Origin of the sequence: Microvirga sp. (assembly GCF_014699075.1) — a bacterium.
In the GTDB taxonomy this organism is placed as follows: domain Bacteria; phylum Pseudomonadota; class Alphaproteobacteria; order Rhizobiales; family Beijerinckiaceae; genus Microvirga.
The window spans coordinates 397,135-419,795 of sequence record NZ_JACXAB010000004.1 but is presented as its reverse complement, the minus strand read 5'-3'; the positions used below and the strand labels follow the sequence as shown (position 1 = coordinate 419,795).

The following is a 22,661-nucleotide window of genomic DNA, read 5'->3' as shown; positions in this document are numbered from 1 at the left end:
ACTCCATCGGCAAGAGCTGCTTTTCATTCCACAATCAGCCCAGGGCGGCATGAAGACGAAGATTCAAGACGATCATGAGGAGGGCTTATTTAGTTTCCCGGCACTGTGTTCATATTTCCTAGGTTCAAAGTGATCTCGATCACATCACCGGGATTGATGCTCGTATCTTCCTGCGCGTCAACACGGGTCTGTGCTTGCATGTTTCTCCGGTAGATCACGATTTCAGGTGACACGCGTTCGTTATTGCCGGCAATTGCTCCTGAAGAGCCAAGAAGAATAAGCTGCTCACGGAGTGATTGCAGTTGAGCTTTAGTTTGCTCTGCCGTTGCGATAGCCTCCTGAAGCTCCTGCGGGATCATGAGGCGTCGCTCGTCGACTTTCTCAATTTTCCGCGCCAGTTCTTCCCGGACCTGGCGTGCCAAAGCCAGCTTGGCTACCGTGTCCATTTCTCGACTTCTGATAAGAACGGTTGCGCGTTGTTCCTCTGAAACCCGGCTTGAGGCTGCCAAGCCTTTGGAACTGAGTTCGATAATTCTTTTCAGTTCGTCGATCTGCTGCCTGCTTGCATCCCCGTCGTGTTTCTGCTGCAACTGGAGAGCCTCAACATGCTCGTTTGCAAGTTTGAAGGCTGTCTTTAGGTGTTGCTGATCCCGATCGAACTCTATTCGCCGCGTGCCGATGCGCTGAGTCTCAACCTTGATGAGCTCTGCCAAATCTGCTGGGGCGGATGCTTGGTCAATGTCGCTCAAATCCATCTCAGCCTTCCCGGCAGCTTCAGCGCGAAGGCCCGCCGCCCGAACTTGCTGCTTGACCAATTCACTCTTCAAAGTCTGGTATCGGCCACGCAGATCAGCGACTTCGCGGGGCGATACCTGAAACATCCCGGCTCTGCCTGCTCCGAGTCCCCCAGCGAGTGCTACGGCATGGCGAACTGTCATCCCAGGCTGGTATGGGTAAGCTCCCGCCTTGAGGATGTCTCCGTAAATATAGAAGGGCCGCGCTTCCACCAGTTGGAGCAGAACCTCAGCCCCGATCTTGGCTCTCAAAGCCGACAGAGATAGGCCAGCAGCGCGCACTTCGCCGAAAAGCGGGACCATGATGTTGCCATCGGGGTCAATCATCATACGATGTTTCACCTCACTGCGTCCCGCAGCAGAGATTTCCAGAACATCGCCGCTGTCCAGCCGGTACTCCGCCTTTGCGCCTTGTGATGCGCAGACGCACAGAACGAGCAACATTGCAGTGAAAACTGGTGTGACGAGGGCGCGCATGGATACCCTTCGCAAATGTGAGCTCGCACCATCCATCGATTGCCCCTCTGCCAACGATAGCCTCATCAACGCTATGGGCACCCAGCTTCGTTGTAGCCGCCATAGCGGCTTCGCACCCAGTCCAGCATCCAGCCTCTCACCACCTCTCTTCGCACGCACTAGCTCATTCGGATGGTTGTCATGAATAATTGGGGGGATGTCATAATTGGATGCTCTCTGCCGGCCGCGGTCCTTGTGCGCGCATAGCGGATCACCGCGGTGACCTTCACCACCAGCAGGATCCTCAAATACCTGTCGCCCAACTTGGAAATCAGTCCTAACCGCATCTTGCCATCCGAGGAGTTCGGCCGCGGTGTCAGGCCCAGCCATGCGGAAAACTCGCGGCTGGAGCGAAAGTGAGGCGGATCTGGCGCTGTCCCCCTCAGGCCGGGGCAGGGATGGCAGGGGTGGACAAGCTTAGGACAAGTCGCTAGAGACACGCCCGCCGCCCTATTGTTTCGAGAAGCTGCAAAAGGCCATACAGGGCAAGGGCGGTGAGGCGCCGGTGCATTAGTTCCGGCGCCCAAACTATGCGATATGAGGACGTTGTTCTGGTTTTGTCCAGGCGTATGCTTTCTCGCTATAGTCATCCTGATAACGCTGGTCGTGTTCTTCTGACCGGCGATTCCACTCCTGACGTTGTACGCCTTTTTTGGGCGATTTTTAAATCAATCCCGTTTCGACCCGCTTCGGACGGGGTAATTGTCTGAGGATGTTTTTATGGCTACGATTAGATTGAACGAAGTTTACCCCCAAACCCAGTATTCCCGTTTCGACAAACTTGCTCCCAACACCCTAATCGACGCCACGGGCTCGACGTGGACGATTGACAACTCCACGCGCGATGGCGACGGCATGAACACTTGGCCAATTCGCCTGTACAACTCCACTGGCACGGTGCTGAAAGGCGGCACCCTCAAGGGCGAGGTGTCCCTGACCCAGGACTGGGAGGACATCTATTACGCCTATGAGAACGGCAACTCGGCGGGCATCTACATGGATTCCTCGCCCAACACCACGATCCAGGGCTGGAAGATCACCCAGGGCTGGGACGGTATCAGCATCGGCGAGGGATCGACGGCATCGCAGAACTTCGTGATCGAAGATGTGTGGATGACCCATATGCGAGATGACGCCATCGAGAATGACTTTTCTTACAGCGGGACCATCCGCGACGTGCTGATCGATGGAACCTTCGCAGGCATCTCGACCGATGGCGCTCGCAACGGCTCCACGGATGTCCTGAAGATTGACGGCCTACTGATGCGGATGGAAAAGTTCCAGTACACCCATGAGGGTGAGAACTCCGGCCAGGACGCCATCACCCACATGTCGCCGTTCAAGACCAATGAGGGTGGCAACGAATACAGCCCGCGCATGGAGATCAAGAACACGGTCATTGCCATCGAGCGGGTCGATCACGAGGACCTGTACCGCCTGAATGAGGCCTGGACCAATGTCACCGCTTCCGAGAACAATTATTTCCTGAACCTGTCCGACACGCCGCTGCCGTCGAGCTACCCGAAGCCTCCCGCCGGCTTCACGATCCTGCAGGGTCAGGCCGCGCGCAACTTCTGGAGCCAGTCCAAGGATGCCTGGATCGCAAGCCACTCAGGAGACGGGGAGACGCAGCTCCCCACGCCGGCTCCAGTCGAGCCTGCACCAACCCCTACTCCTACCCCGACGCCCACTCCGACTAAGCTCGGCACCGCGGGTAGCGACAACCTCACTGGTGCGTCCGGCTCGGATGTGATCAGCGGCCTCGGCGGATCCGACAAGCTATGGGGCAAGGCTGGCAATGATGTCCTCATTGGTGGATCCGGCAAGGATTTCTTCACGTTCGACACAGCTTTGAACGCCACCACTAACCTGGACACGATCAAGGACTTCAGCGTCGTCGATGACACCATTCGTCTCAACGATTCAATCTTCACCAAAACCTCAGTTGAGGGGCAACTGCGCTCGTCGTGGTTCCGGGCTGGCGAGAAGGCCTTGGATAGCAACGACCATATCGTCTACAACAGGAACACCGGCGCCTTGTATTACGACAAGGACGGATCGGGCTCGGCCGCTGCAGTGAGGTTCGCCATGATCGAGAACAAGGCAGCTCTGACTGCCGCCGACTTTATCGTGATCTAACCTAAGCCTCATCTACAAAAGCGAGCGACCTCGGCCGAATGACCGAGGTCGCTCATTCAGATTTGATGTACGATCCTGAGTGTTATCCCGCCGCTTACCACCGAACCCGCAGCTGTCCGCCGACTCACCAGCGGCGGAACGGCTGGTCATCGTCCGCGCTGAAGTTCCCGTCATCCTCAGATGAGCGCGCATACGCGATCAGATGGTTCGCATAAAAGGCGAACGAGGCCTGCGGAGTGAAGTCATAATTGAGGCGTGCCGAGGCGTAGTAGACGAAGCCGCCCTCCCGGGGATCGCTCCAACCATATCCGGCAGTGCCTTGGATCTCGAACCACCACTTGTCCGCCAGCGGGCCATAGAACTGCAGGCTGGCTTCTAGGGACTGATAGCGCTCAGGATTCCAATACCCATTATCGCTCAATTCCTCGAAGTCGGAGGCCGTGTAGCAAGCGCCGAGCCAGAAATATGGGTTGGCGTTAAACCTCTCGGCGGCCTCGACCTGACCCCAGACGCGGTCATTGCCGTCGGAATAATGGCTGTAGATCGCCCGGCCGCTGAAGTGGGTCGCGTTGTCAGGCGTGATGTCGACCGACAAGCCGAAGTCATTGGCCAGGATATCGTTCACGATTGAGCGCGTGTTCTCGTCCGCCTACCGGCGCCCGAGATTGGGATCGGATCAGATCGAACCGGAGGGGATCCGATGGGATAAGGCTGAAGGTCGTCTCGTGCGTGAGCGTGACTTCCTGATCCTCGTTCCCGTCGGCACGATTCCGCCGCTCCTCCTCTTCTAAGTTGAGCAAGAGCGAGGACTCGAATTCGAAGAAATCGTCAAACCGATGCCGGCCGGAGGTGCCAATGCTGTACATGTCGACACTCGGGAAATCTCCGCCCTGATAGCGCATGAAGCAAGCTTGCGGCGCGAACTTGGTCAGGCCGTTGTTGACGGTTAGTTCGTGAGACGCCTGCAGGAACCGGATCGCCGGATCGTACGAGCGCCTTGCGTACCGAGATTCGACCTGGATCGACGGGCGCCGTTCCAAGCCAATCTGCTCAAGTAGGCGCTGAGCGCCCTCGTCGGCTGGCTTCTGCGCGAGAACCGCGCGGGCGTATCCCTCCGCCAGATCAGGGCGCCCCATCTCCCGTCGGGCTTGAGCAGCAATGAACAGGGTCGCGGGTTTGCGATAATCTGAAGTAAAAAGCGGCTCCAAGCGTGCCAGAGTGGCCCGGGGAAGCCCCATGGATCTCTCGGCTGTGGCTGCGCAGCGGATCGCTTCCACATTGATGGGCTGCAGCGCCAGAACCACCTCGGAATCGACAAGGGTAGCCTTGTGTTCCGTAATGTCATTGAGCGCATTACCCCGCCCGATCAGCGCCTCGATGTCGTTCGAGTTGAATGCCAGGATTTCCGTAAAGACCGGAATGGCAAGCCTTTGTTGGCTGCTCCAGGCCAAGGCGTGGGCGAGGCCGAGCTACGCATCCCAGCGCTCCTTCACATTAAGATCGGCGCGATGCAGGATTTCCGTGGAACAGCGGAATGGCTCTGAGAGGCTGGCCTGTATAAAGGACCTGCTCCGTATATTCCGGCAGCAACTCCCGGCGTTGGCCCGGTATCACGGTCAATGCTCATTCGAACAGGTCGACTGCTTCGGCATTGCGCGTCTGCCCGGTGGCCCGACGGGCAGCACCGACCGGCGCCGAGAAGTGCCGCCTTCTGCAGTTATACGATCCCGAGCGACGAGGTCTTTGTGGTCAGCGATGCCTTGGCCGATGATCGCTTCAAAGACAACCCTTTCGTCACCGGCGCCCCCTACCTCCGGTCCTACGCCGGGGCTCCCCGAATTTTTCTGAAGCACATACGCCTCGGAACGCTGTGCCTTCTCGATACCAAGCCCGGCTCCTTCTCTCGCGGCGACAAGGCCGAGCTTCAGCTCTTCGCAGACAGGATTGTGAAGGAGATCGCGGCGCAGTAACTTGGACGCTCGCTCCATCCCTAAGCCTTGCTCTTCGGCCCCGCGTCAATCCCGAATGTTGTAAAGGTGGACCCGGTGTTGTAAAGGCACACGCGTGTCTTATGGCGCGTGTTCCCAGGCTTGTGGAACGCCTGCGCTAAGGGCTGGATTGATTCAGGAGATTGCTTGGGGGTATGCGCTACGGCGCCTCGCTCAAAAAGTGTTCCTGCCTTGGATCAGACAGGTTTCTCCGCCACGAATTCGCTCCGATGCGGCCTGAGGCGGGCACCAGCATGATGTCATTTTGATTTGGAAGATTGGATTTGGCGGATGAATGCTCCCGCGCCCAAAGTCTCGTTCGTATCCCTGGGCTGCCCGAAGGCCTTGGTCGATTCTGAGCGCATCATCACCCAGCTCCGCGCTCAAGGTTACCAGTTGACCAAAGAGCATGACGGGGCCGACGTGGTGATCGTCAACACCTGCGGCTTCCTCGACAGTGCCAAGGCCGAGTCCCTTGAGGCTATCGGCGAGGCCATGGCTGAGAATGGCAAGGTCATTGTCACAGGCTGCATGGGTGCCGAACCTGAGCAGATCCGCGATCAGTTCCCGAACGTTCTGGCGATCACGGGTCCGCAGGCTTACGAATCCGTCGTCTCGGCCGTCCATCAGGCCGTGCCACCGGCCCACGATCCGTTCGTGGACCTCGTGCCGCCGCAGGGCGTGAAGCTGACGCCGCGCCATTATGCCTATCTGAAGATATCCGAGGGCTGCAACAACCGCTGCTCCTTCTGCATCATCCCGAAGCTCCGCGGTGATCTCGTCAGCCGCCCCATCGGCGACGTTCTGCGCGAGGCCGAGAAGCTTGCCAGGGCGGGTGTCAAGGAACTCCTGGTGATCTCCCAGGACACCAGCGCCTATGGCCTTGACATCAAGTACCAGCCGAGCCTGTGGAAGGATCGGGAGGTCCGCACCCGGTTCTTCGAGTTGGCCAGGGAGTTGGGCGAGCTCGGCATGTGGGTGCGCATGCACTACGTCTACCCCTATCCGCACGTGGACGAGGTCATCCCGCTGATGGCCGAGGGCAAGATCCTTCCCTATCTCGACATCCCCTTCCAGCATGCCTCCCCGAGCGTTCTGAAGCTCATGCGCCGCCCCGGCAATCAGGAGAAGACCCTGGAGCGGATCCACAAATGGCGCGAGATCTGCCCTGATCTGGCGATCCGCTCGACCTTCATCGTCGGCTTCCCCGGCGAGACGGAGGAGGACATGGACCTCCTGGTGCAATGGCTGAAGGACGCGAAGATCGACCGTGCCGGCTGCTTCCAGTACGAGCCGGTCCAGGGCGCGCCCGCCAACGACATCGCCGGCGCAGTGCCGGCCGAGGTGAAGGAGGAGCGCTGGCATCGCTTCATGCAGACCCAGCAGAAGGTCAGCGCCAGGATCCTCAAGAGCAAGGTCGGCAAAACGCTCCCGGTGATCATCGACGAGGCCGGCGCGACGGTCGCCACCGGCCGCACCAAGTATGACGCTCCGGAAATCGACGGCGTGGTCTATGTGGCCTCACGACAGCCGCTCAAGGCCGGCGAGATCGTGAATGTCAGAATAGAAAGCTCGGACGAATACGATCTGCATGGGACAACGGTTTAACCGCCCTGCCCTCTATGCACCTTCAAGCTGAGCGCTGCCGATGATGTTAACACCGGCGGCGCTCAAATCATTTTGGGCTCTCACAAGCGAGCCATTCGTGTCGATGGCCCGCGAGGCATCCTCAATGAGGAAGGTGTCGAAACCGGCAGCGGCAGCATCGAGCGCGGTCCAGGCAACGCAGAAATCCAGGGCTAGTCCCGCGCAGAAGACCCGCCGGAACCCGCGCTCCTTCAAATAACCGGCGAGACCTGTCTGCGTTTGCCGGTCCGCTTCCTTGAAACCCGAGTAACTGTCGATATCCTGGTTGTAGCCTTTGCGGATGACGAGCTGCGCGTGCGGAATATCCAACTCGCGAGAGATCTCTGCGCCGGGTGTGCTCTGCACACAATGGTCCGGCCAGAGGACCTGCGGGCCATAATGCAAATCGATCATCTCGAAGGGTTGCCTGCCCGGATGGTTTGAGGCGAAGGAGGCATGCCCCTTCGGATGCCAGTCCTGCGTTAAGACCACATGGCGGAAGGCTTTGGCGAGGCGATTGATCGGATCGATCACCTCACCGCCTTGCGGCACCGCAAGCGCGCCGCCCGGAAGGAAGTCGTACTGGACGTCAGTTACGATAAGGATGTCCTGATCACCTGGCTTCACGATGCACTGTCCTTCCCTGCACCATAGAGCATCGGACTGTTAAGTGGACGCACCCTTGACGGCGTCGCGATGGCTCCAGGACCGCTAAGATGCAGAACTCACCGGATCCGACTTCTCGTCCGATGCTCTAGGTCGGTTCACGGATATAGCGGTTCAAACGAAAAGAGCAGCCGATCTCTCGGCTGCCCTCACCTCTTGCGACCCGTTTTGGCTTATTGCGGGATCTTGTCCTCGATGCCCTTCACGTAGAAGTTCATGCCGAGCACCTGCTCGTCCGAGAGGGCGCCCTGGCCCTTGCACTCGATCTCCTTGCCGTCCTGACCCGTGATCGGGCACTTGAATGGGTTGAGCTTGCCGGAGCGAATGGCGGCCTCGGTCTCCTGGGCCAGCTTCTTCACGTCGTCGGGCATGTTCTTGTAGGGCGTCATCACGACCATGTTGGAAGCCAGACCGCCCCATACGTCCTCGGACTTCCAGGTGCCGTCGAGGACGGCCTTGGCGCGGGCGACGTAGTAGTCCGACCAGTTGTCGACGATGGCCGTCAGCTGCGCCTTGGGAGCGAAGCGCTCCATGTCCGAAGCCTGGCCGAAGCCGAACTTGCCGCGGGCCTCGGCGGCCTGGATCGGAGCCGGGCTGTCCGTGTGCTGGGCCAGCATGTCGACGCCTTGGTCGAGGAGCGCCTTGGCGGCGTCGCCTTCCTTGGCCGGGTCGTACCAGGTGTTGGCGAACACGATCTTGATCTTGACGGCCGGGTTCACCGATTGGGCGCCGAGATAGAAGGCGTTGATGCCGGCGATCACTTCCGGGATCGGGAAGGCGCCCACATAGCCGATGGTGTTCGACTTGGTCATCTTGCCGGCGATCTGGCCGATGATGTAGCGGCCCTCGTGGAACTTCGCCGCATAGGTCGAGAGGTTGGGGTTGCGCTTGAAGCCGGTGGCGTGCTCGAACTTGATGTTCGGGTACTTCTTGGCGACCTTCAGGGTCGGCTCCATGAAGCCGAAGGAGGTCGTGAAAATCAGGTCATGGCCGGTACGGGCCAGTTGCTCGATGGCGCGCTCGGAATCGGCCTCCGGCACGCTTTCCACGAAGGTCGTGGTGACCTTGCCCGGAAAGGCCTTCTCGATGGCCTGACGGCCCACATCGTGCTGGTAGCTCCAGCCGTGGTCGCCAACCGGGCCCACATAGATGAAGCCGACCTTGATCTTATCCTTTGCCTGGGCAACTGCGCCCGTGGCCGACAGAGCCAGGACCGCTACTCCTGCCAAGGCTCCGAAGACTTTCCCTGAAAACATGCTCGTTCCCTCGAGGTTGGATTTCCACTATTCCGTCGCAGGTCTGGAGGCTTCTGGCAAGAATTCCTCTGCCTACACTTTGGTCAGATTAACACCGCATCGCTCACCGGTCAGGCACGAAGGGCACACCTAAGGATCCGGGGGCTCCAATGGCCCGGCCATGCCGGATGGAGAGGAGGAGAAGGGCGATGATCGTGGCCAGATAGGGCACCGCCGAGAGCACCTGCGACGGCACTCCGAACTGCGCAGCCTGAGCGTGAAGCTGCAGCACCGTGGCGGCACCGAAGATGTACGCACCCACCAGCACCCAGCCGGGCCGCCAGGCGGCGAAAACCACCAGCGCCAGGGCGATCCAGCCGCGTCCTGCCGTCATTCCGGGGGACCAGAAGCGGGTATAGACGAGAGCGAGATAGGCTCCGGCCAAGCCGGCACAGGCCCCGCCGAACAGGATGGCCCAGAAGCGTACTCGCCACACCGGCAGGCCGAGCGCATTGGCCGAGGTATGGTTCTCGCCGATGGAGCGCAGGGTGAGGCCCGAACGGGTGCGCATGAGGTAGAGGCCGACTAGAACCGTCAGCAGGATCGAGGCATAGACGAAGAGATCCTGCTCGAAGAACAGGCGGCCGATGATGGGGATATCGCTCAATCCGGGGATGTCGACCGGCGCGACGGGATCCCGCCGCGCGCCGACGAACGGAGCTCCGATCAGCCCGGAGAGGCCAAGACCCAGGATCGTGAGCGCAAGGCCCGAACCGGTCTGGTTCGCGGCAAAGCCCAGAACGAGCAGCGCGAAGAGCGCCGCCATGAGAGCACCGGCCAGCATGCCGGCGGCCACGCCGAGGAGTGTGGAGTCGAAGGTCACGGCAGCGGCGAAGCTGCAGGCGGCACCCATTACCATCATGCCCTCGACACCCAAGTTCAGGACGCCGGAGCGCTCCGTCACAAGTTCGCCGAGGGCGGCGATCAGCAGCGGCGTGGAGGCGGTGACAATGGTCAGCAGAATGGCCTCGAAAGTGGTCATTTGCCCCCTCCCCGTGTCACGAAGCGAATGCGGTAGCTGACCATGGCATCGGCTGCGAGCACGCATAGCAGCAGGATGCCCTGGAACGCCTGGGTGAGATCGAGCGGCAGTTTCAGCATGATCTGGGCGCTCTCGCCACCGATGAAGGTGAGGGCAACCACAAGCGAAGCAACCAGGATGCCAATGGGATTGAGGCGCCCGAGGAACGCGACCGTGATGGCCGTGAAGCCGTAGCCGGGGGAGATCGACGGCTGGAGCTGGCCAATCTGCCCTGAGACTTCCGAGATGCCTGCCAGTCCGGCGAGCCCACCGGATATCGCGAAGACCGCGAGGATTGTCGCCTTGGAGCTGAAGCCGGCGAAGCGGGCCGCGCGGGGCGCATCGCCCGTGAGCTTCAGGCGGTATCCGAACAGGGTTCGTCCCAAGACGATGGCGGTGACCAGGACGGCGATGGCTGCAAACACCGCCCCGTAATGCACACGGCCGCCTTCCAGGATGGGATGCAGCGTCGCGGATGGGTCGAAGGTGACCGATTGCGGGAAGTTGAAGCCCTTAGGATCGCGCCAGGGTCCGCGCACGAGATAATCGAGGATCAGCTGCGCCACATAAACCAGCATCAGGCTGGTGAGGATTTCGTTGACCCCGAAGCGCGTCTTCAGGAAGGCCGGTATCAGTCCCCAGAGGGCGCCGCCAATGACGCCGAGCAGCAGCATGAGCGGCAGCACCCAGGCGCCGGCATCGGTTCCATGGGTCCGGAGCGCAAGCCAGCCCCCAAGCACCGCCCCGATCACATACTGCCCTTCTGCGCCGATGTTCCAGAGATTGGCGCGAAAGCAATATGACAGGCCGATGGCGATAAGCGCCATCGGGGTGGCCTTGACGATAAGTTCCTGAAGCGACCAGGGGTCGCTCAGCGGCTGGAGCACATAGACATCGAAGGCGGCGATCGGCGAACGGCCCATGAGCCAGATCACGAAGCCCGCAATCAGGAAGGCCGTGATGAAAGCCGCAACCGACGCGAAGACGCGCATCACCGTGGGCGAGTTGGTGCGAGGCGTCAGCTCAAATCGCATGGACGCCTCCCTCAGCCTGAGCAACGCCGAGCATCTCAAGCCCTACTGCTTCCTTGGTCCATTCACCGATGGGCCTCAGGGGGCTCAAAGTGCCCTGGTGGATCACGGCCATGCGGTCGGCCACCTCGAACAGCTCGTCGAGATCCTGGCTGATGACCACCACGGCGCTGCCCTCCCGCGCCAGATCGACCAGGGCCTGACGGATGAGGCGAGCCGCGCCGGCATCGACGCCCCAGGTCGGCTGATCCACGATAAGGAGCTTAGGGCGTCGGATGATCTCGCGGCCGATGACGAACTTCTGCAGGTTTCCGCCCGAAAGCTTGCGCGCCTGTGGGTCTCCTTCGGGCGTGCGCACATCGAAGCTTTGGACGATGGAGCGGGCGACGCGCTTGGCGGCGTTCATCAGGATGAAGCCGGACCGGCTCACCTCGGTGGACGCGTGGGAGATCAGGGTGTTCTCGCTCAGGCTGTGGGTCGGTGCCGCCGAATGGCCCAGCCGCTCCTCCGGCACGAAGGCAGCGCCGACGCGCCTGCGCGCATCGATGCCCATCGTGCCTGAGGGCTTGCCGTTGATGGCAATGGTCTCAGCGTGATCTGCAAGGCGTTCGCCCGACAGTGCGGCAAAGAGCTCGCTCTGCCCGTTGCCCGCAACCCCGGCGATGCCGACGACTTCGCCGGCCCGCGCCGCGAGGTTGATGTCGCGCAAGGCCTGTCCATGCAGGCCAGCCGGCGGCATGGTCAGGTTCGAGACCCTGAGCGTCTCCCCCTGCGGATGATGCGGCGCATCGGTGCGGATATCGCCCACTGCGTTGCCGACCATCAGGGCCGCTATCTCGCGGGCGCTGCTGGCCCGAGGATCGATGGTCGCGACCACCCGCCCTCCCCGCAGGATAGTGGCGCGGCGGCACAGGCGGCGCACCTCCTCCAGCTTGTGGGAGATGTAGAGGATCGAGCAGCCCTCAGCGGAGAGCCTGTCCAAGGTCGTGAAGAGGTGCTCGGCCTCCTGCGGTGTGAGCACGGAGGTCGGCTCGTCGAGGATGAGCAGACGGGGATTCTGGAGCAGGCATCGAACGATCTCGATGCGCTGACGCTCGCCCGCAGACAGGGTCCATATGGCCCGATCTGCATCGAGCGCCAGCCCGTAGGTGCCGCTGATCTCGCCAAGCTTCTCTCGGACGGTCGAGAGGCTCCAATCACCGGAGAGCGCCACAGCGATGTTCTCGGCCACCGTCAACTCGTCGAAGAGCGAGAAATGCTGGAACACCATGCCGAGGCCGAGTGCCCGCGCCTCCACGGGCGAGCCGATGGTCACGGGACGGCCCTCCAGGCGGATCTCGCCGGCACTCGGCTCGATCACGCCGTAGAGGATCTTGACCAGGGTCGACTTCCCTGCCCCGTTTTCTCCGAGAAGTGCGTGAATCTCGCCCGGCTCGATCGACAGGTTGATCCCGTCATTCGCGAGAAGGTCGCCGTAACGCTTGCTGATCCCTTTAAGTTCGACGAGGGGCTGTCCCGAGGGTGGTACGTCTGCCTTCACACAAGCGTCTCTGACTTAAAGGTTGAAGCCGGGTCGGAATCTGCACATGAGTGACATCCCGTACGGAACGTAGCAAGCGCCATACCGGTTCGTCATCTCTTTGTGGGACGATCATAGGGATGCGGCGCACCGGTCGGCAATGGCGAATCCATGGTTTATTGTGAGTCCGCTCCCCGTCCACAAAAATGGTGAAGAGGCAGGCCTTTGACCGAGAGCACCTATAACATCGCCGTCGTTGGCGCCGGAGCCGTGGGCTTGAGCGCTGCTCTGGCTTTCGCCCGCGATGGCTTCAGGACCGTTCTGGTCGGAGGGCTCGATACGCGCCGGGATGGCCGCACCGTCGCCCTCCTCAATGGCTCGGTCCGCTTTCTGGAGGCGCTCGGCGCCTGGCCTGTGATCGTCAACGAGGCGGCGCCGCTCGAAACCATGCGGATCGTCGACGATACTGGCAGCCTGTTCCGCCCCCCGCCAGCCTCTTTTCGGGCCGGCGAGATCGGCCTGGATGCCTTCGGCTGGAACGTGGAGAACGCCACCCTGGTCGAGAAACTGACCGAAGCCGCGCGGACTTGTGAAAACCTGACCTTCGTGTCGGAATTCGCAACCGGCTTCGAAGCAGGCGAAACAGAAGCCGTCCTGACACTAACCGATGGCGGAATCATCAAGGCGAGCCTTGTGGTTGCCGCGGATGGGCGCAATTCCAAGCTGCGCCAGATCGCCGGTATCGGGAGCCAGACATGGTCCTACCCGCAATCGGCCGTAACCGTCATCCTCGCTCATGACCGGGACCACCGGGAGACCTCGACCGAGTTTCACACCCGGCATGGACCTTTCACCCTGGTTCCCCTGCCCGGCCGGCGCTCCAGCCTCGTCTGGGTGACCAGCAAGGCTGAGGCAGAACGCCTGTCCAAGCTTGACGATGCTGCCCTGGCGCTCGCCATCGAGCGGCAGGCCCAGTCCCATCTCGGCGCCATGCGCATCGACGGACCGCGCGGTCTCGTGCCGATGACGGGCCTGTCGGTGAACCGCTACTGGGCCCCTCGCCTCGCCCTCGTGGGCGAAGCCGCTCACGTGTTTCCGCCCATCGGCGCGCAGGGCCTCAATCTCGGCTTCCGGGATGCAGCCTCCTTACGGGACGCAGTCGTTGACGGGCAGAACGAGGGCTTGGATCTCGGATCGGAAGAGGCCCTGGGCCGCTACCAGCGCAGCCGCGATCTCGACGTCCGCCTGCGCACGGCTGCCGTAGACGGGCTCAACCGCACCCTCCTCACCGGCATGATCCCGACGGACTTCCTCCGGGGGGCCGGCCTCCTGGCGCTCAGTAATGTCGGCCCCTTACGCCGGATCGTGATGCGTGAGGGGGTGCTGCCGCAGGTGGGCGCACCGCGCCTGATGCAGGACGCCTCGCCGGCTTAGGGGAAGAGGTCGTAAGGCACGGCGCCGGTCTTGGTGGTGATGTAGAGGATGCCGGTCAGCGTCAGCATCGAGACTAGCGTCCCGATGAGCACGCAGGCCGAGGCGCGCTCCACGCCCACATTGTACTGGGTCGAGATGACGAAGATGTTCAGGGCCGGCGGCAACGCCGCCATGATGATTGCCGCATAGGTCCAGGCGGGGCCGAAATCTCCGAGGGCCGAGAGCACCACCCAGACGAGAAGCGGGTGGAGGATCAGCTTGATGAAGACCAGGACCGGCACCTCGCCGGGCATCTGCCTCAAGGGCCGCAGGGCCACGGTAACGCCGAGGATGAACAGAGCGCAGGGCGCCGCGGCTCCCGAGAGCCAGGTGACGATCTGGTCGGCAGCCTGCGGCAGCCGGACATGCAGGTAGCTTGCCGCGACGCCGATGGCAGTGGCGACATTGAAGGGGTGTGTCACCACCCGCCAGACGATCCTGCGGATCGTAGCCGAGAGGCTCAGCTTCTCCACGCCAGCCAGGGACATGAGAAGCGGCACGACCGAGAACAGGAACAGGTTGTCGAAGACGAAGATCAGCACCACCGGGGCGCTGGCCGAGGCGCCGATGGCCGCCAGGATCAGCGGCGGCCCCATATAACCGATATTGGAATAGGACCCGGCCACACCCTGCATGACCGATTGCGGGAGGTCCCTGGTATAGCGCCATCCGGTGGCGAAGGAGAGCGCAAAGGCGCAGAAGGTCGAGAATGTCGTCGCCAGAATGAAGGGCCAGTTCGCAAGCTCGTCCAGCGGCTTGTCGGCAATGAGGCGATAGAACAGGCAGGGCAGCGCCACATAGATGAGGAAGAACTGCATCCAGGCCAGCCCTGCCTCCGGCTGCTTCACCACCTTGCCGCAGAAGAAGCCGAGCCCGATGAGGCCGAAGAAGGGGGCGAGCAGGTTGAACAGCCCGATCAGGTCGGACATGGGCGGCTCCAAGCAGAGGGAAGAGGCGGATGCGGGCGTGGGAACCCCTTCTGGCAAGGTTCCAACCTTGCGGTAATCCCATCCGTTGGACCACCCCTAGTCCTAAAAATGCAGGGCTGGGACGGAACGAACTCCGCTCTCCTCATCGTGAGGTGGGCAAGTTTGGAGATTCCCTCCCGGGTGTTTATATGAAGGTCCAGGAGTTAAGACCATGAAAGCGAGTTCAGCCAAATTCGCGATCGGCCAGGTGGTCCGCCACCGGGTGTTTGACTTCAGGGGGCTCATATTCGACGTCGACCCTGAATTCGACAACACAGAAGAGTGGTGGCTCTCGATCCCCGAGGAAGTCCGGCCCCGCAAGGACCAGCCCTTCTACCACCTCTTCGCCGAGAACGCGGAAACCGAGTACATAGCTTATGTCTCCGAGCAGAACCTTCTGCCCGACGAGTCAGGCGAGCCGTTGCGCAACCCGATGATCGGCGAGATGTTCACACGCCAGAAGAACGGCACCTACAGGGCGCACCCGATTCTGGCGAATTAAGAACAAGCGCATCAAAAGAAAACGCCGGGCCATGAGCCCGGCGTTTCTGTTTCTTGGAAGGTCTCTCGCCTTACGGCTTGGGAGCAGCCTGGGCGGCCGGAGCGGCTGCACCCGGAGCGACAGGAGCGCCCGGTGCGCCGGCGGCACCGTTCAGCATCTTCTGGCGCATCTCTTCGCTCTTCTTCTGAAGCTCTTCCTGCAGCTTCTTCTGCTGCTCTTCGAGCACCTTCGGGTCGATCGGCGGGCCGTCGAAGGACTTGCCGAAGCCGGCGGCCGGAACAGCGAAGGTGATCTCGCGGCCCATCTGATTCTGAACGCTGACGTTCAGGTTGGCGCCCTTCTTGAGAGAGGCGATGAAGTCGTCCTTCACAGCCGCTTCGGCGAAGCAGCCGTTGGGCAGGCACATGACGTAACGGCCGGCGACGGCTTGGCCCTGATCGACCGTGAAGCGTAGGCCCGGCTGCAGGAGCAGGCCGAGCGGCATCACGAAGCGAACGACCTTCTGCGGCTGCTGGCCCTTCACGTCATAGACGGCAAGCGCGAGAACCGGCTGGCCCTGATCCGACACGAAGTCGCGGGTGGTGTAGCAGATCTCGGTCTTGGTGTTCTGGTCCGTGCCGCAGACCTTTGTCCATTCCGGCTGGGACGGCTCGGCCTTCACCTGAACGACCGTGGGACCGGCATTCTGCTGCGGCTGGGCGCCCTGGGCCTGAGCCGGGGCTGCAGGCCGTGCCGGCTGAGCGCCAGGAACCGTAGGAGGAGCGGCAGGGCGTGCCGGCTGGGCTGCCGGAGCCGCAGGGCGCTGGGCCGGAGCGGTCTGAGCCGGAGCAGGTTGAGCCGGAGCGGTCTGGGCCAGAACGGGTGCGCTCACCAGAACGGCAAGAGCAGTTGCCAGGCCACGGGTCCCCCCCAGGCTCGCGAAGCGTGTCGCGAAAGACATGTCGTTAGATCCTCTTCAGTCGAAAGGTCGGCTTTCGAAGTGGCCGTTGATCCGGCACGTTCTTAACCTGTGATGACGTGGTCAAATCCTTGCCCAATGTGGCGAAGACAAGACGCGTGGCGCTCCTTTAACCTTTCGTGTGGTAGGTTTCCAGTCACCCAGGGCAAAATTCTGTACAACATTGCTCAGGTGGGAACCGGCATCGGGAGAGCCATGGGCCGCTGGCTTATATCAAATCTGCTGTTTTCGGCTGCTCTTGCCATTATGACCTTCGGCGCCTCTGCTCTAGAGGCGCTGCCACTGCGGCATGGCATCGCGATGCACGGCGAGCCTGCGCTCACGTCCGGCTTCGAACACCTGCCCTATGCCAATCCTCAGGCACCCAAGGGCGGACGAATCACGCTCGCCCTGCAGGGCACCTTCGACAGCCTCAATCCCCTGATCGTCCTCGGCGTCGCGCCGGATGTGGTGCCGCGCTACGTGCTCCAGCCTCTCATGATGCGCTCCGCCGACGAGCCTTTCACGATCTACGGCCTTCTCGCCCGCGGCGTTGAAATGCCAGAGGACCGGAGCTTCATCACCTTCCACCTCGATCCCCGTGCCCGTTTCTCAGACGGTCATCCGCTCACGGCGGAGGATGTGCGCTTCTCGTTCGAGATGCTGAAGAAGAACGGCAAGCCGTTTCACCGTTCGAGCTTCGGGCAGGTCAAGGCGGTCGAGATCCTCGACCCGCACCGCATCAGGTTCGATCTCTCGGGCTCCAATGACCGTGAACTGCCGCTCCTGATCGGGATGATGACGATCTTTCCGGCTCATGCGACCAATCCCGACACGTTCGACAAGACCAGTCTCACCCCACCGATCGGCTCGGGGCCTTATGCCCTGACCGAGGTCAAGCCTGGGGAACGGGTGGTGCTAACCCGGCGCAAGGACTACTGGGGCGAGGATCTGCCCATCACCCGCGGCCTCTACAACTGCGACGAGATCCGATACGATTTCTATCGCGATGCAAACACCTTGTTCGAGGCTTTTAAGGCAAGGCTTTACGATTTCAGGATCGAGGGCGACCCGGGCCAATGGGCGACCGGCTACGACATTCCGGCAGTCAGAAGCGGGCGCGTCATCCGTGAGACCATGGCGACCCGGCTGCCCAAGGGTATGAACGGCTTTGTCTTCAATACCCGCAAGCCCCTTTTCAGCGACGTGCGGGTGCGCGAGGCCCTGAGCCACCTGTTCGACTTCGATTGGGTGAACCGCAACCTCTTCTTCGGGCAACTCACCCGCTCCAACAGCTACTTCTCCGGGTCTGATCTTGCCTCCACCGGAAGGCCCGCCGATGCACGCGAGCGTGTGCTGCTGGCAGGATCTCAATCACCTATAAGGGACGACATCCTCGAAGGCCGCTGGGAGCCGCCGGCGAGCGACGGTTCGGGCCGGGACCGGGATATGGCCCGGAAGGCGCTCGCTCTTCTGGCCGATGCCGGCTGGGTGCTCGAAGGCGATATCCTGCGGAAGAAAGAGACGGGCGAGCCTTTCACCTTCGAGATGCTGGTCAATTCCCGCTCGCAGGAGCGGCTTGCTCTCAACTTCTCCCAGTCCTTGAGCCGCATCGGCATTCAGGCGCGGGTGCGCCTCGTCGACGACGTTCAGTACTGGCGGCGCTTAGCTCGATTCGACTTCGATATGGTTCAATGGCTCTGGCCCGTCTCTCTCTCCCCCGGCAACGAACAACGTAACCGCTGGGGGTCGGCGGCGGCGCAAAGGAGCGGGTCTCATAACCACGCTGGGGTAGCCTCCCCGGCGATCGATCGGCTGATCGATGCACTGCTGGAGGCCAAAAGCCGCGAGGACTTCGTATCGGCCGTCCGCGCCCTGGATCGCACCTTGCTGTCAGGCTTCTATGTGGTTCCGCTGTTTTATCTGAAGGATCAATGGCTTGCCTATAGCAGCGAGCTGAGCAAGCCCGAAACCGTGCCCCTCATGGGGACCAATATCGACACTTGGTGGCGGCAACCGCATTGATCCACAGGAATGGCCCCGCTCGCCTGCTGTTGAGCTTCCATTCATGTAGAAGATGAAACTAATGCCCTGCTTCGACGTTAGGTGAGTACTTCCTGTCCCACTGTCGCGTCTAAATGCAGGGTATCGTCATGAACGCAATGCCGAAGGTCCTCGTTGTCGATAGTGGCGAGCGCGCCCCCGATGGCGCTCTGTCCGTCGAACTGGCCGGCATGGGATATGCGAGCGTGACCACTCCTTTTGAGGCTGCAGACGACGTATTGGCCCTAATCCCGAGCCCGGCTGCCGTGGTGCTGCAGATGCCCCGCCATGCCGATTGGGCGGAGCGCAAGCGCTTCCTCGACCTCGCCCGCCGTCTGCGCAAGAACCTGGGCGAGAGTGGAACTCCGGTCATCATTACCGGCGGAGTCAACGGAGCCGCCACGATGCTCCAGAACCAGCTCAGCGTACGTGCCGTCGCGGCGCCGGATCTCTAGCCCTTCAGGAGCCGGAAGGCTCCTTCTTCCGGTTTTGCCTGATCTTCGCCAATCCTGAACAAGACGGCCGGTGTCGCATACATCAATCGCGACCATGTTTAATCAGAACTCTTTCTTACAATCAGGCGGCCTTTTTCTCCGCGATTCGGGCGAGGCTGCGCAGGATTGTGGTCGCGGCCTTGATGCGCTCGTCCGGCGTCTCGATGTCTCGGATGAACACGATCTTCATGTCCGGACGTACCTTCGCGAAGGAAGCCTGCTCTGTGACATAGGAGATGAGCCCGGTCGGGTTGGCGAAGGAATTGTCGCGGAACGAGATGATGATGCCCTTCGGCCCGCCATCGACCTTCTCCACATTGGCCCGGCGGCAGAGCACCTTGATCGCCATGATCTTGAGAAGCTGGTCGACCTCCGAGGGCACGGGTCCGAACCGGTCGACCATCTCCGCCCGGAAGGCGTCGATTTCCTGGTCGGTCTCGAACGTGGAGAGACGGCGATAGAGGCCGAGGCGCAGCTGCAGATCGGCGATGTAGCTCTCCGGGATCATGACCGGCGCGCCGACCGCAATGGTAGGCGACCACTGGTCCTCCGTAGGCTCCTCGATGCCGGCCTTGAGCTGGGCCACCGCCTCCTCCAGCATCTGCTGGTAAAGCTCGTAACCCACCTCCTTGATGTGGCCCGACTGCTCCTCGCCGAGCAGGTTGCCGGCGCCGCGGATGTCGAGGTCGTGGGAGGCGAGCTGGAAGCCCGCACCCAGGGTGTCGAGGGTCTGGAGCACCTTGAGGCGCCGCTCCGCCTGCACCGTTAGGGACTTGTTGGCCGGTACCGTGAACAGGGCATAGGCGCGGGTCTTGGAGCGCCCGACACGACCCCGCAGCTGATAGAGCTGCGACAGGCCGAACATGTCGGCCCGGTGGACGATCAGCGTATTGGCGGTCGGGATGTCGAGGCCCGATTCCACGATGGTGGTGGAGAGCAGGATGTCGTACTTGCCCTCGTAAAAGGCCGTCATGACATCCTCGAGCTGGCCCGCCGCCATCTGGCCGTGCGCCACCGCCACCTTGGCCTCCGGCACCTCCTTGTCGAGGAAGGCTTTCACCTCGCCGAGATCGTCGAGGCGCGGCACCACGTAGAAGGCCTGCCCACCCCGGTAGCGCTCGCGCAGCAGCGCCTCGCGGACGAGGAGTGGGTCGAATGGCGTGATGAAGGTGCGAACCGCGAGGCGGTCCACCGGTGGGGTTGTGATCAGGGACAGCTCGCGCACGCCGGTAAGAGCCAGCTGCAGGGTGCGCGGGATCGGGGTGGCCGACAGGGTCAGGACGTGGACCTCGGCGCGCAACTCCTTCAGGCGCTCCTTGTGGGTGACGCCGAAATGCTGCTCCTCATCGATGACGATGAGGCCGATATCCTTGAACTTGATGGCCTTGCCGAGAAGCGCATGGGTGCCGATGACGATATCGACGGACCCGTCGGTCAGCCCCTCCTTCGTCTTCTTCATCTCAGCCGCAGGGACAAAGCGGGAGGCCTGCGCCACGTTGAGCGGCAGGCCGCGGAAGCGGTCGCAGAAGGTCCGGTAGTGCTGACGCGCCAGAAGGGTCGTGGGCACGACGACGGCAACCTGCTTGCCGCTCATGGCCGCCACGAAGGCGGCGCGCAACGCCACCTCGGTCTTGCCGAAGCCGACGTCGCCGCAGACGAGTCGATCCATGGGGCGGCCCGAACCCATGTCGTCCAGAACCGCCTCGATGGCGTTGAGCTGGTCTTCCGTCTCGTCGTAGGGAAAGCGGGCGGCGAACTCGTCGTAGATGCCTTCCGGAGGGGTCAAGCGCGGGGCATCCTTGAGGATGCGGGCGGCGGCGATCTTCATGAGCGCGCCGGCCATCTCGCGGATGCGCTGCTTCATGCGCGCCTTGCGCGCCTGCCACGCCCCGCCGCCGAGCTTGTCGAGCTGGACCTCCGTCTCCTCCGAGCCGTAGCGGGTCAGGAGTTCGATGTTCTCCACCGGCAGGAACAGGCGGTCGCCGCCGGCATAATGCAGCTCAAGGCAGTCGTGCGGGGCGCCGGCCGCCTCGATGGTCTTCAGCCCCTCGAAGCGCCCGATCCCGTGATCCACGTGCACCACGAGGTCGCCGGGCGTGAGCGCCGCCACCTCGGTGAGGAAGTCCTGCGGCCGCTTCGACTTGCGCTTCTGGCGCACGAGACGGTCGCCCAGAATGTCCTGCTCGCTGATGACAACGAGATCGGCAGTCTCAAAACCCGATTCCAGGGGCCAGATGCCGACCGGTATCTCGTTGCGCGGATAGGCCAGCGCCTCCGAGAACCGGCCAATCGGCTTCGTCTGGCGCAGGTCGTGATCCTGCAGCACATGGCAGAGCCGCTCCCGCGAGCCCTCCGACCAGGCGCCCAGCATGACGCGCTTCTTGGCGGCCTGCAGGTCGCGGATATGACGGATGACCGCCTCGAACACGTTGGCGTTCTCGTCCGCCCGCTCGGCGATGAAGTTGCGGCCCTGCCGCGCCTCGCAGTCGATGACAAGCCGGCCCGAGGATTCGGGCAGCGCGAAAGGTGTCAGGCGCGCGAGCGGAAGGGCGGCGGTGCGTTCCGACCACTCCTCCGGCTTGAAATAGAGCGCATCCGGCGGCAGCGGGCGATAAGGCGCGACGCCGGGCTGGTTCTGGCCCATGCCCTCGCGGCGGGCATCATAATAGTCCTTCACCTGCGACAGGCGCTCGGCTGCCGCATCATCGGCCAGTGCGTCGAACACAACCGGGATGCCGGGCAGGTAGTCGAACAGCGTATCCAGATGATCGTGGAACAGCGGCATCCAGTGTTCGAGGCCGGGATAGCGCCTCCCCTCGCTGATCGCCTCATAGAGCCGGTCGTCGCGGGTCGGTGCCCCGAAGGCTGCCACATAGGCCTGCCGGAAGCGCTTGATGCTCCCGGTGGTCAGCTGCACCTCGCTCATGGGTACGAGATCGAGAGCGCGCAGGGTGCCGACCGTGCGCTGGGTCTCCGGATCGAAGGCCCGGATCGATTCCAGCGCGTCGCCGAAGAAATCGAGGCGAACCGGGTTGGGAAGACCTGCCGGGAAGAGGTCGATGATGCCGCCGCGGACCGCGTATTCGCCCGTGTCACGCACGGTGCCGGTGCGGAGAAAACCGTTAGCCTCCAGCCAATTGACCAACTGGGTCGTGTCCACCACGTTGCCGGGCGCAGCCGAGAAGGTCTCCGCCGCGATACGGGCCTTCGGCGGCACGCGCTGGACGAGGGCGTTCACCGTGGTCGAAAGGATGCGGGGCTTGTCCTCGGAAGTCTTGGAGCGGGCGAGCCGCGCCAGGGTCGTCATGCGCTGCGCCGTGATCGCCGCATTGGGCGAGACGCGGTCGTATGGCTGGCAATCCCAGGCCGGGAAGGTCAGAATCTCAATCTCCGGCGCGATGAAGCCGAGGCTGCTGGCGAAATTCTGCTGCCGCTGCCCGTCGCGGGCCACATGCACCAGAACGGCCGGCCCCTCTACGTGCCCCGAGAGGCCGCGGGCCAGATCGGCGACGGCAAGCGCATCGAAGCCGTCCGGCGCGCCGGACAAGGTGAGGCTTTGCCCCTTTTTCAGAGCATCAAGGGCGCGGGTCAGGGCAGGCTTCATGGTGAAATATCAGGCCAGAGATCAAAGGGAACGCGGGCGTTTCCG

18 protein-coding genes and 1 pseudogene are annotated in these 22,661 nt (G+C 62.3%); 7 read left to right on the top strand and 12 right to left on the bottom strand.

What is annotated here, in order from left to right; all coding sequences use genetic code 11:
* Nucleotides 1-89: 89 nt before the first annotated feature.
* Together IC232_RS09540 and IC232_RS09535 are read right to left on the bottom strand one after the other, a co-directional pair.
* Nucleotides 90-1,271 (bottom strand): polysaccharide biosynthesis/export family protein, encoded by a 1,182-nt coding sequence (locus IC232_RS09540; RefSeq protein WP_190844683.1) that lies wholly within the window; start codon nucleotides 1,269-1,271, stop codon nucleotides 90-92.
* A 236-nt stretch (nucleotides 1,272-1,507) separates the two neighbouring features.
* A pseudogene (locus tag IC232_RS09535) lies at nucleotides 1,508-1,684 on the bottom strand (transposase); the annotation flags it as partial.
* A 346-nt stretch (nucleotides 1,685-2,030) separates the two neighbouring features.
* Between IC232_RS09535 and IC232_RS09530 the strand changes: the two are divergent.
* Nucleotides 2,031-3,449 carry a M10 family metallopeptidase C-terminal domain-containing protein gene (locus tag IC232_RS09530; protein WP_190844682.1) on the top strand — a complete coding sequence of 473 codons (1,419 nt, stop codon included), beginning with the start codon at nucleotides 2,031-2,033 and terminating at the stop codon, nucleotides 3,447-3,449.
* A 124-nt stretch (nucleotides 3,450-3,573) separates the two neighbouring features.
* Here IC232_RS09530 and IC232_RS09525 read toward each other — a convergent pair whose 3' ends face one another.
* Both IC232_RS09525 and IC232_RS09520 read right to left on the bottom strand, forming a co-directional pair.
* Nucleotides 3,574-4,074, bottom strand: a complete 501-nt coding sequence (locus IC232_RS09525) for a hypothetical protein (RefSeq protein WP_190844681.1) — start codon at nucleotides 4,072-4,074, stop codon at nucleotides 3,574-3,576.
* Nucleotides 4,052-4,900: a hypothetical protein gene (locus tag IC232_RS09520; protein WP_190844680.1), complete on the bottom strand. Its 849-nt coding sequence runs from the start codon at nucleotides 4,898-4,900 to the stop codon at nucleotides 4,052-4,054. The genes IC232_RS09525 and IC232_RS09520 overlap by 23 nt, the downstream gene beginning before the upstream one ends.
* A 294-nt stretch (nucleotides 4,901-5,194) precedes the next feature.
* Between IC232_RS09520 and IC232_RS33250 the strand changes: the two genes are divergently transcribed.
* Together IC232_RS33250 and rimO are read left to right on the top strand one after the other, a co-directional pair.
* Nucleotides 5,195-5,419, top strand: a complete 225-nt coding sequence (locus IC232_RS33250) for a GAF domain-containing protein (protein WP_409564897.1) — start codon at nucleotides 5,195-5,197, stop codon at nucleotides 5,417-5,419.
* A 309-nt stretch (nucleotides 5,420-5,728) separates the two neighbouring features.
* Nucleotides 5,729-7,045 carry a 30S ribosomal protein S12 methylthiotransferase RimO gene (rimO, locus tag IC232_RS09510; protein ID WP_190844678.1) on the top strand — a complete coding sequence of 439 codons (1,317 nt, stop codon included), beginning with the start codon at nucleotides 5,729-5,731 and terminating at the stop codon, nucleotides 7,043-7,045.
* Between the two features lie 12 nt (nucleotides 7,046-7,057).
* On the opposite strand, the gene IC232_RS09505 is transcribed toward rimO, so the two are convergent.
* The 5 genes from IC232_RS09505 to IC232_RS09485 form a co-directional block, all read right to left on the bottom strand.
* Nucleotides 7,058-7,693 carry a nicotinamidase gene (locus tag IC232_RS09505; protein WP_312895137.1) on the bottom strand — a complete coding sequence of 212 codons (636 nt, stop codon included), beginning with the start codon at nucleotides 7,691-7,693 and terminating at the stop codon, nucleotides 7,058-7,060.
* A gap of 209 nt (nucleotides 7,694-7,902) precedes the next feature.
* Complete coding sequence (locus IC232_RS09500; RefSeq protein ID WP_190844676.1) at nucleotides 7,903-8,985, bottom strand: BMP family ABC transporter substrate-binding protein; 1,083 nt, start codon at nucleotides 8,983-8,985, stop codon at nucleotides 7,903-7,905.
* Nucleotides 8,986-9,088: 103 nt separating this feature from the next.
* Nucleotides 9,089-10,006, bottom strand: a complete 918-nt coding sequence (locus IC232_RS09495; protein WP_190844675.1) for an ABC transporter permease — start codon at nucleotides 10,004-10,006, stop codon at nucleotides 9,089-9,091.
* A complete protein-coding gene (locus IC232_RS09490; RefSeq protein WP_190844674.1) occupies nucleotides 10,003-11,079 on the bottom strand; it encodes an ABC transporter permease in 1,077 nt (358 codons plus the stop codon). Before IC232_RS09490 ends, IC232_RS09495 begins: the two co-directional genes overlap by 4 nt.
* Complete coding sequence (locus tag IC232_RS09485) at nucleotides 11,069-12,616, bottom strand: ABC transporter ATP-binding protein (RefSeq protein ID WP_190844673.1); 1,548 nt, start codon at nucleotides 12,614-12,616, stop codon at nucleotides 11,069-11,071. The genes IC232_RS09490 and IC232_RS09485 overlap by 11 nt, the downstream gene beginning before the upstream one ends.
* A gap of 204 nt (nucleotides 12,617-12,820) precedes the next feature.
* Between IC232_RS09485 and IC232_RS09480 the strand changes: the two genes are divergently transcribed.
* Nucleotides 12,821-14,029 (top strand): UbiH/UbiF family hydroxylase, encoded by a 1,209-nt coding sequence (locus IC232_RS09480; RefSeq protein WP_190844672.1) that lies wholly within the window; start codon nucleotides 12,821-12,823, stop codon nucleotides 14,027-14,029.
* On the opposite strand, the gene IC232_RS09475 is transcribed toward IC232_RS09480, so the two are convergent.
* Nucleotides 14,026-14,997 (bottom strand): AEC family transporter, encoded by a 972-nt coding sequence (locus IC232_RS09475; protein WP_190844671.1) that lies wholly within the window; start codon nucleotides 14,995-14,997, stop codon nucleotides 14,026-14,028. The genes IC232_RS09480 and IC232_RS09475 overlap by 4 nt on opposite strands.
* 211 nt (nucleotides 14,998-15,208) lie before the next feature.
* Between IC232_RS09475 and hspQ the strand changes: the two genes are divergently transcribed.
* Entirely contained in the window at nucleotides 15,209-15,538 is a 330-nt protein-coding gene (gene hspQ, locus IC232_RS09470; protein ID WP_190844670.1) for a heat shock protein HspQ, read from the top strand.
* Between the two features lie 70 nt (nucleotides 15,539-15,608).
* Here the strand turns inward: hspQ and IC232_RS09465 are convergent, their stop codons facing one another.
* Entirely contained in the window at nucleotides 15,609-16,478 is an 870-nt protein-coding gene (locus tag IC232_RS09465) for an invasion associated locus B family protein (protein WP_190844669.1), read from the bottom strand.
* A 213-nt stretch (nucleotides 16,479-16,691) separates the two neighbouring features.
* On the opposite strand from IC232_RS09465, the gene IC232_RS09460 reads away from it, so the two are divergent.
* Both IC232_RS09460 and IC232_RS09455 read left to right on the top strand, forming a co-directional pair.
* A complete protein-coding gene (locus tag IC232_RS09460; RefSeq protein ID WP_190844668.1) occupies nucleotides 16,692-18,500 on the top strand; it encodes an extracellular solute-binding protein in 1,809 nt (602 codons plus the stop codon).
* Between the two features lie 128 nt (nucleotides 18,501-18,628).
* Nucleotides 18,629-18,973, top strand: a complete 345-nt coding sequence (locus IC232_RS09455) for a hypothetical protein (RefSeq protein ID WP_190844667.1) — start codon at nucleotides 18,629-18,631, stop codon at nucleotides 18,971-18,973.
* 121 nt (nucleotides 18,974-19,094) lie between these two features.
* Here IC232_RS09455 and mfd read toward each other — a convergent pair whose 3' ends face one another.
* Complete coding sequence (mfd, locus tag IC232_RS09450; protein WP_190844666.1) at nucleotides 19,095-22,616, bottom strand: transcription-repair coupling factor; 3,522 nt, start codon at nucleotides 22,614-22,616, stop codon at nucleotides 19,095-19,097.
* Nucleotides 22,617-22,661: the final 45 nt, after the last annotated feature.

Excerpts from the sequence above, each read along its gene's own strand:
- IC232_RS09540 (WP_190844683.1), bottom strand. The coding sequence starts at position 1,271 with ATGCGCGCCCTCGTCACACCAGTTTTCACTGCAATGTTGCTCGTTCTG.
- IC232_RS09530 (WP_190844682.1), top strand. The coding sequence starts at position 2,031 with ATGGCTACGATTAGATTGAACGAAGTTTACCCCCAAACCCAGTATTCC.
- rimO (WP_190844678.1), top strand. The coding sequence starts at position 5,729 with ATGAATGCTCCCGCGCCCAAAGTCTCGTTCGTATCCCTGGGCTGCCCG.
- IC232_RS09500 (WP_190844676.1), bottom strand. The coding sequence starts at position 8,985 with ATGTTTTCAGGGAAAGTCTTCGGAGCCTTGGCAGGAGTAGCGGTCCTG.
- IC232_RS09495 (WP_190844675.1), bottom strand. The coding sequence starts at position 10,006 with ATGACCACTTTCGAGGCCATTCTGCTGACCATTGTCACCGCCTCCACG.
- IC232_RS09490 (WP_190844674.1), bottom strand. The coding sequence starts at position 11,079 with ATGCGATTTGAGCTGACGCCTCGCACCAACTCGCCCACGGTGATGCGC.
- IC232_RS09475 (WP_190844671.1), bottom strand. The coding sequence starts at position 14,997 with ATGTCCGACCTGATCGGGCTGTTCAACCTGCTCGCCCCCTTCTTCGGC.
- hspQ (WP_190844670.1), top strand. The coding sequence starts at position 15,209 with ATGAAAGCGAGTTCAGCCAAATTCGCGATCGGCCAGGTGGTCCGCCAC.
- IC232_RS09465 (WP_190844669.1), bottom strand. The coding sequence starts at position 16,478 with ATGTCTTTCGCGACACGCTTCGCGAGCCTGGGGGGGACCCGTGGCCTG.
- IC232_RS09460 (WP_190844668.1), top strand. The coding sequence starts at position 16,692 with ATGGGCCGCTGGCTTATATCAAATCTGCTGTTTTCGGCTGCTCTTGCC.
- IC232_RS09455 (WP_190844667.1), top strand. The coding sequence starts at position 18,629 with ATGAACGCAATGCCGAAGGTCCTCGTTGTCGATAGTGGCGAGCGCGCC.
- mfd (WP_190844666.1), bottom strand. The coding sequence starts at position 22,616 with ATGAAGCCTGCCCTGACCCGCGCCCTTGATGCTCTGAAAAAGGGGCAA.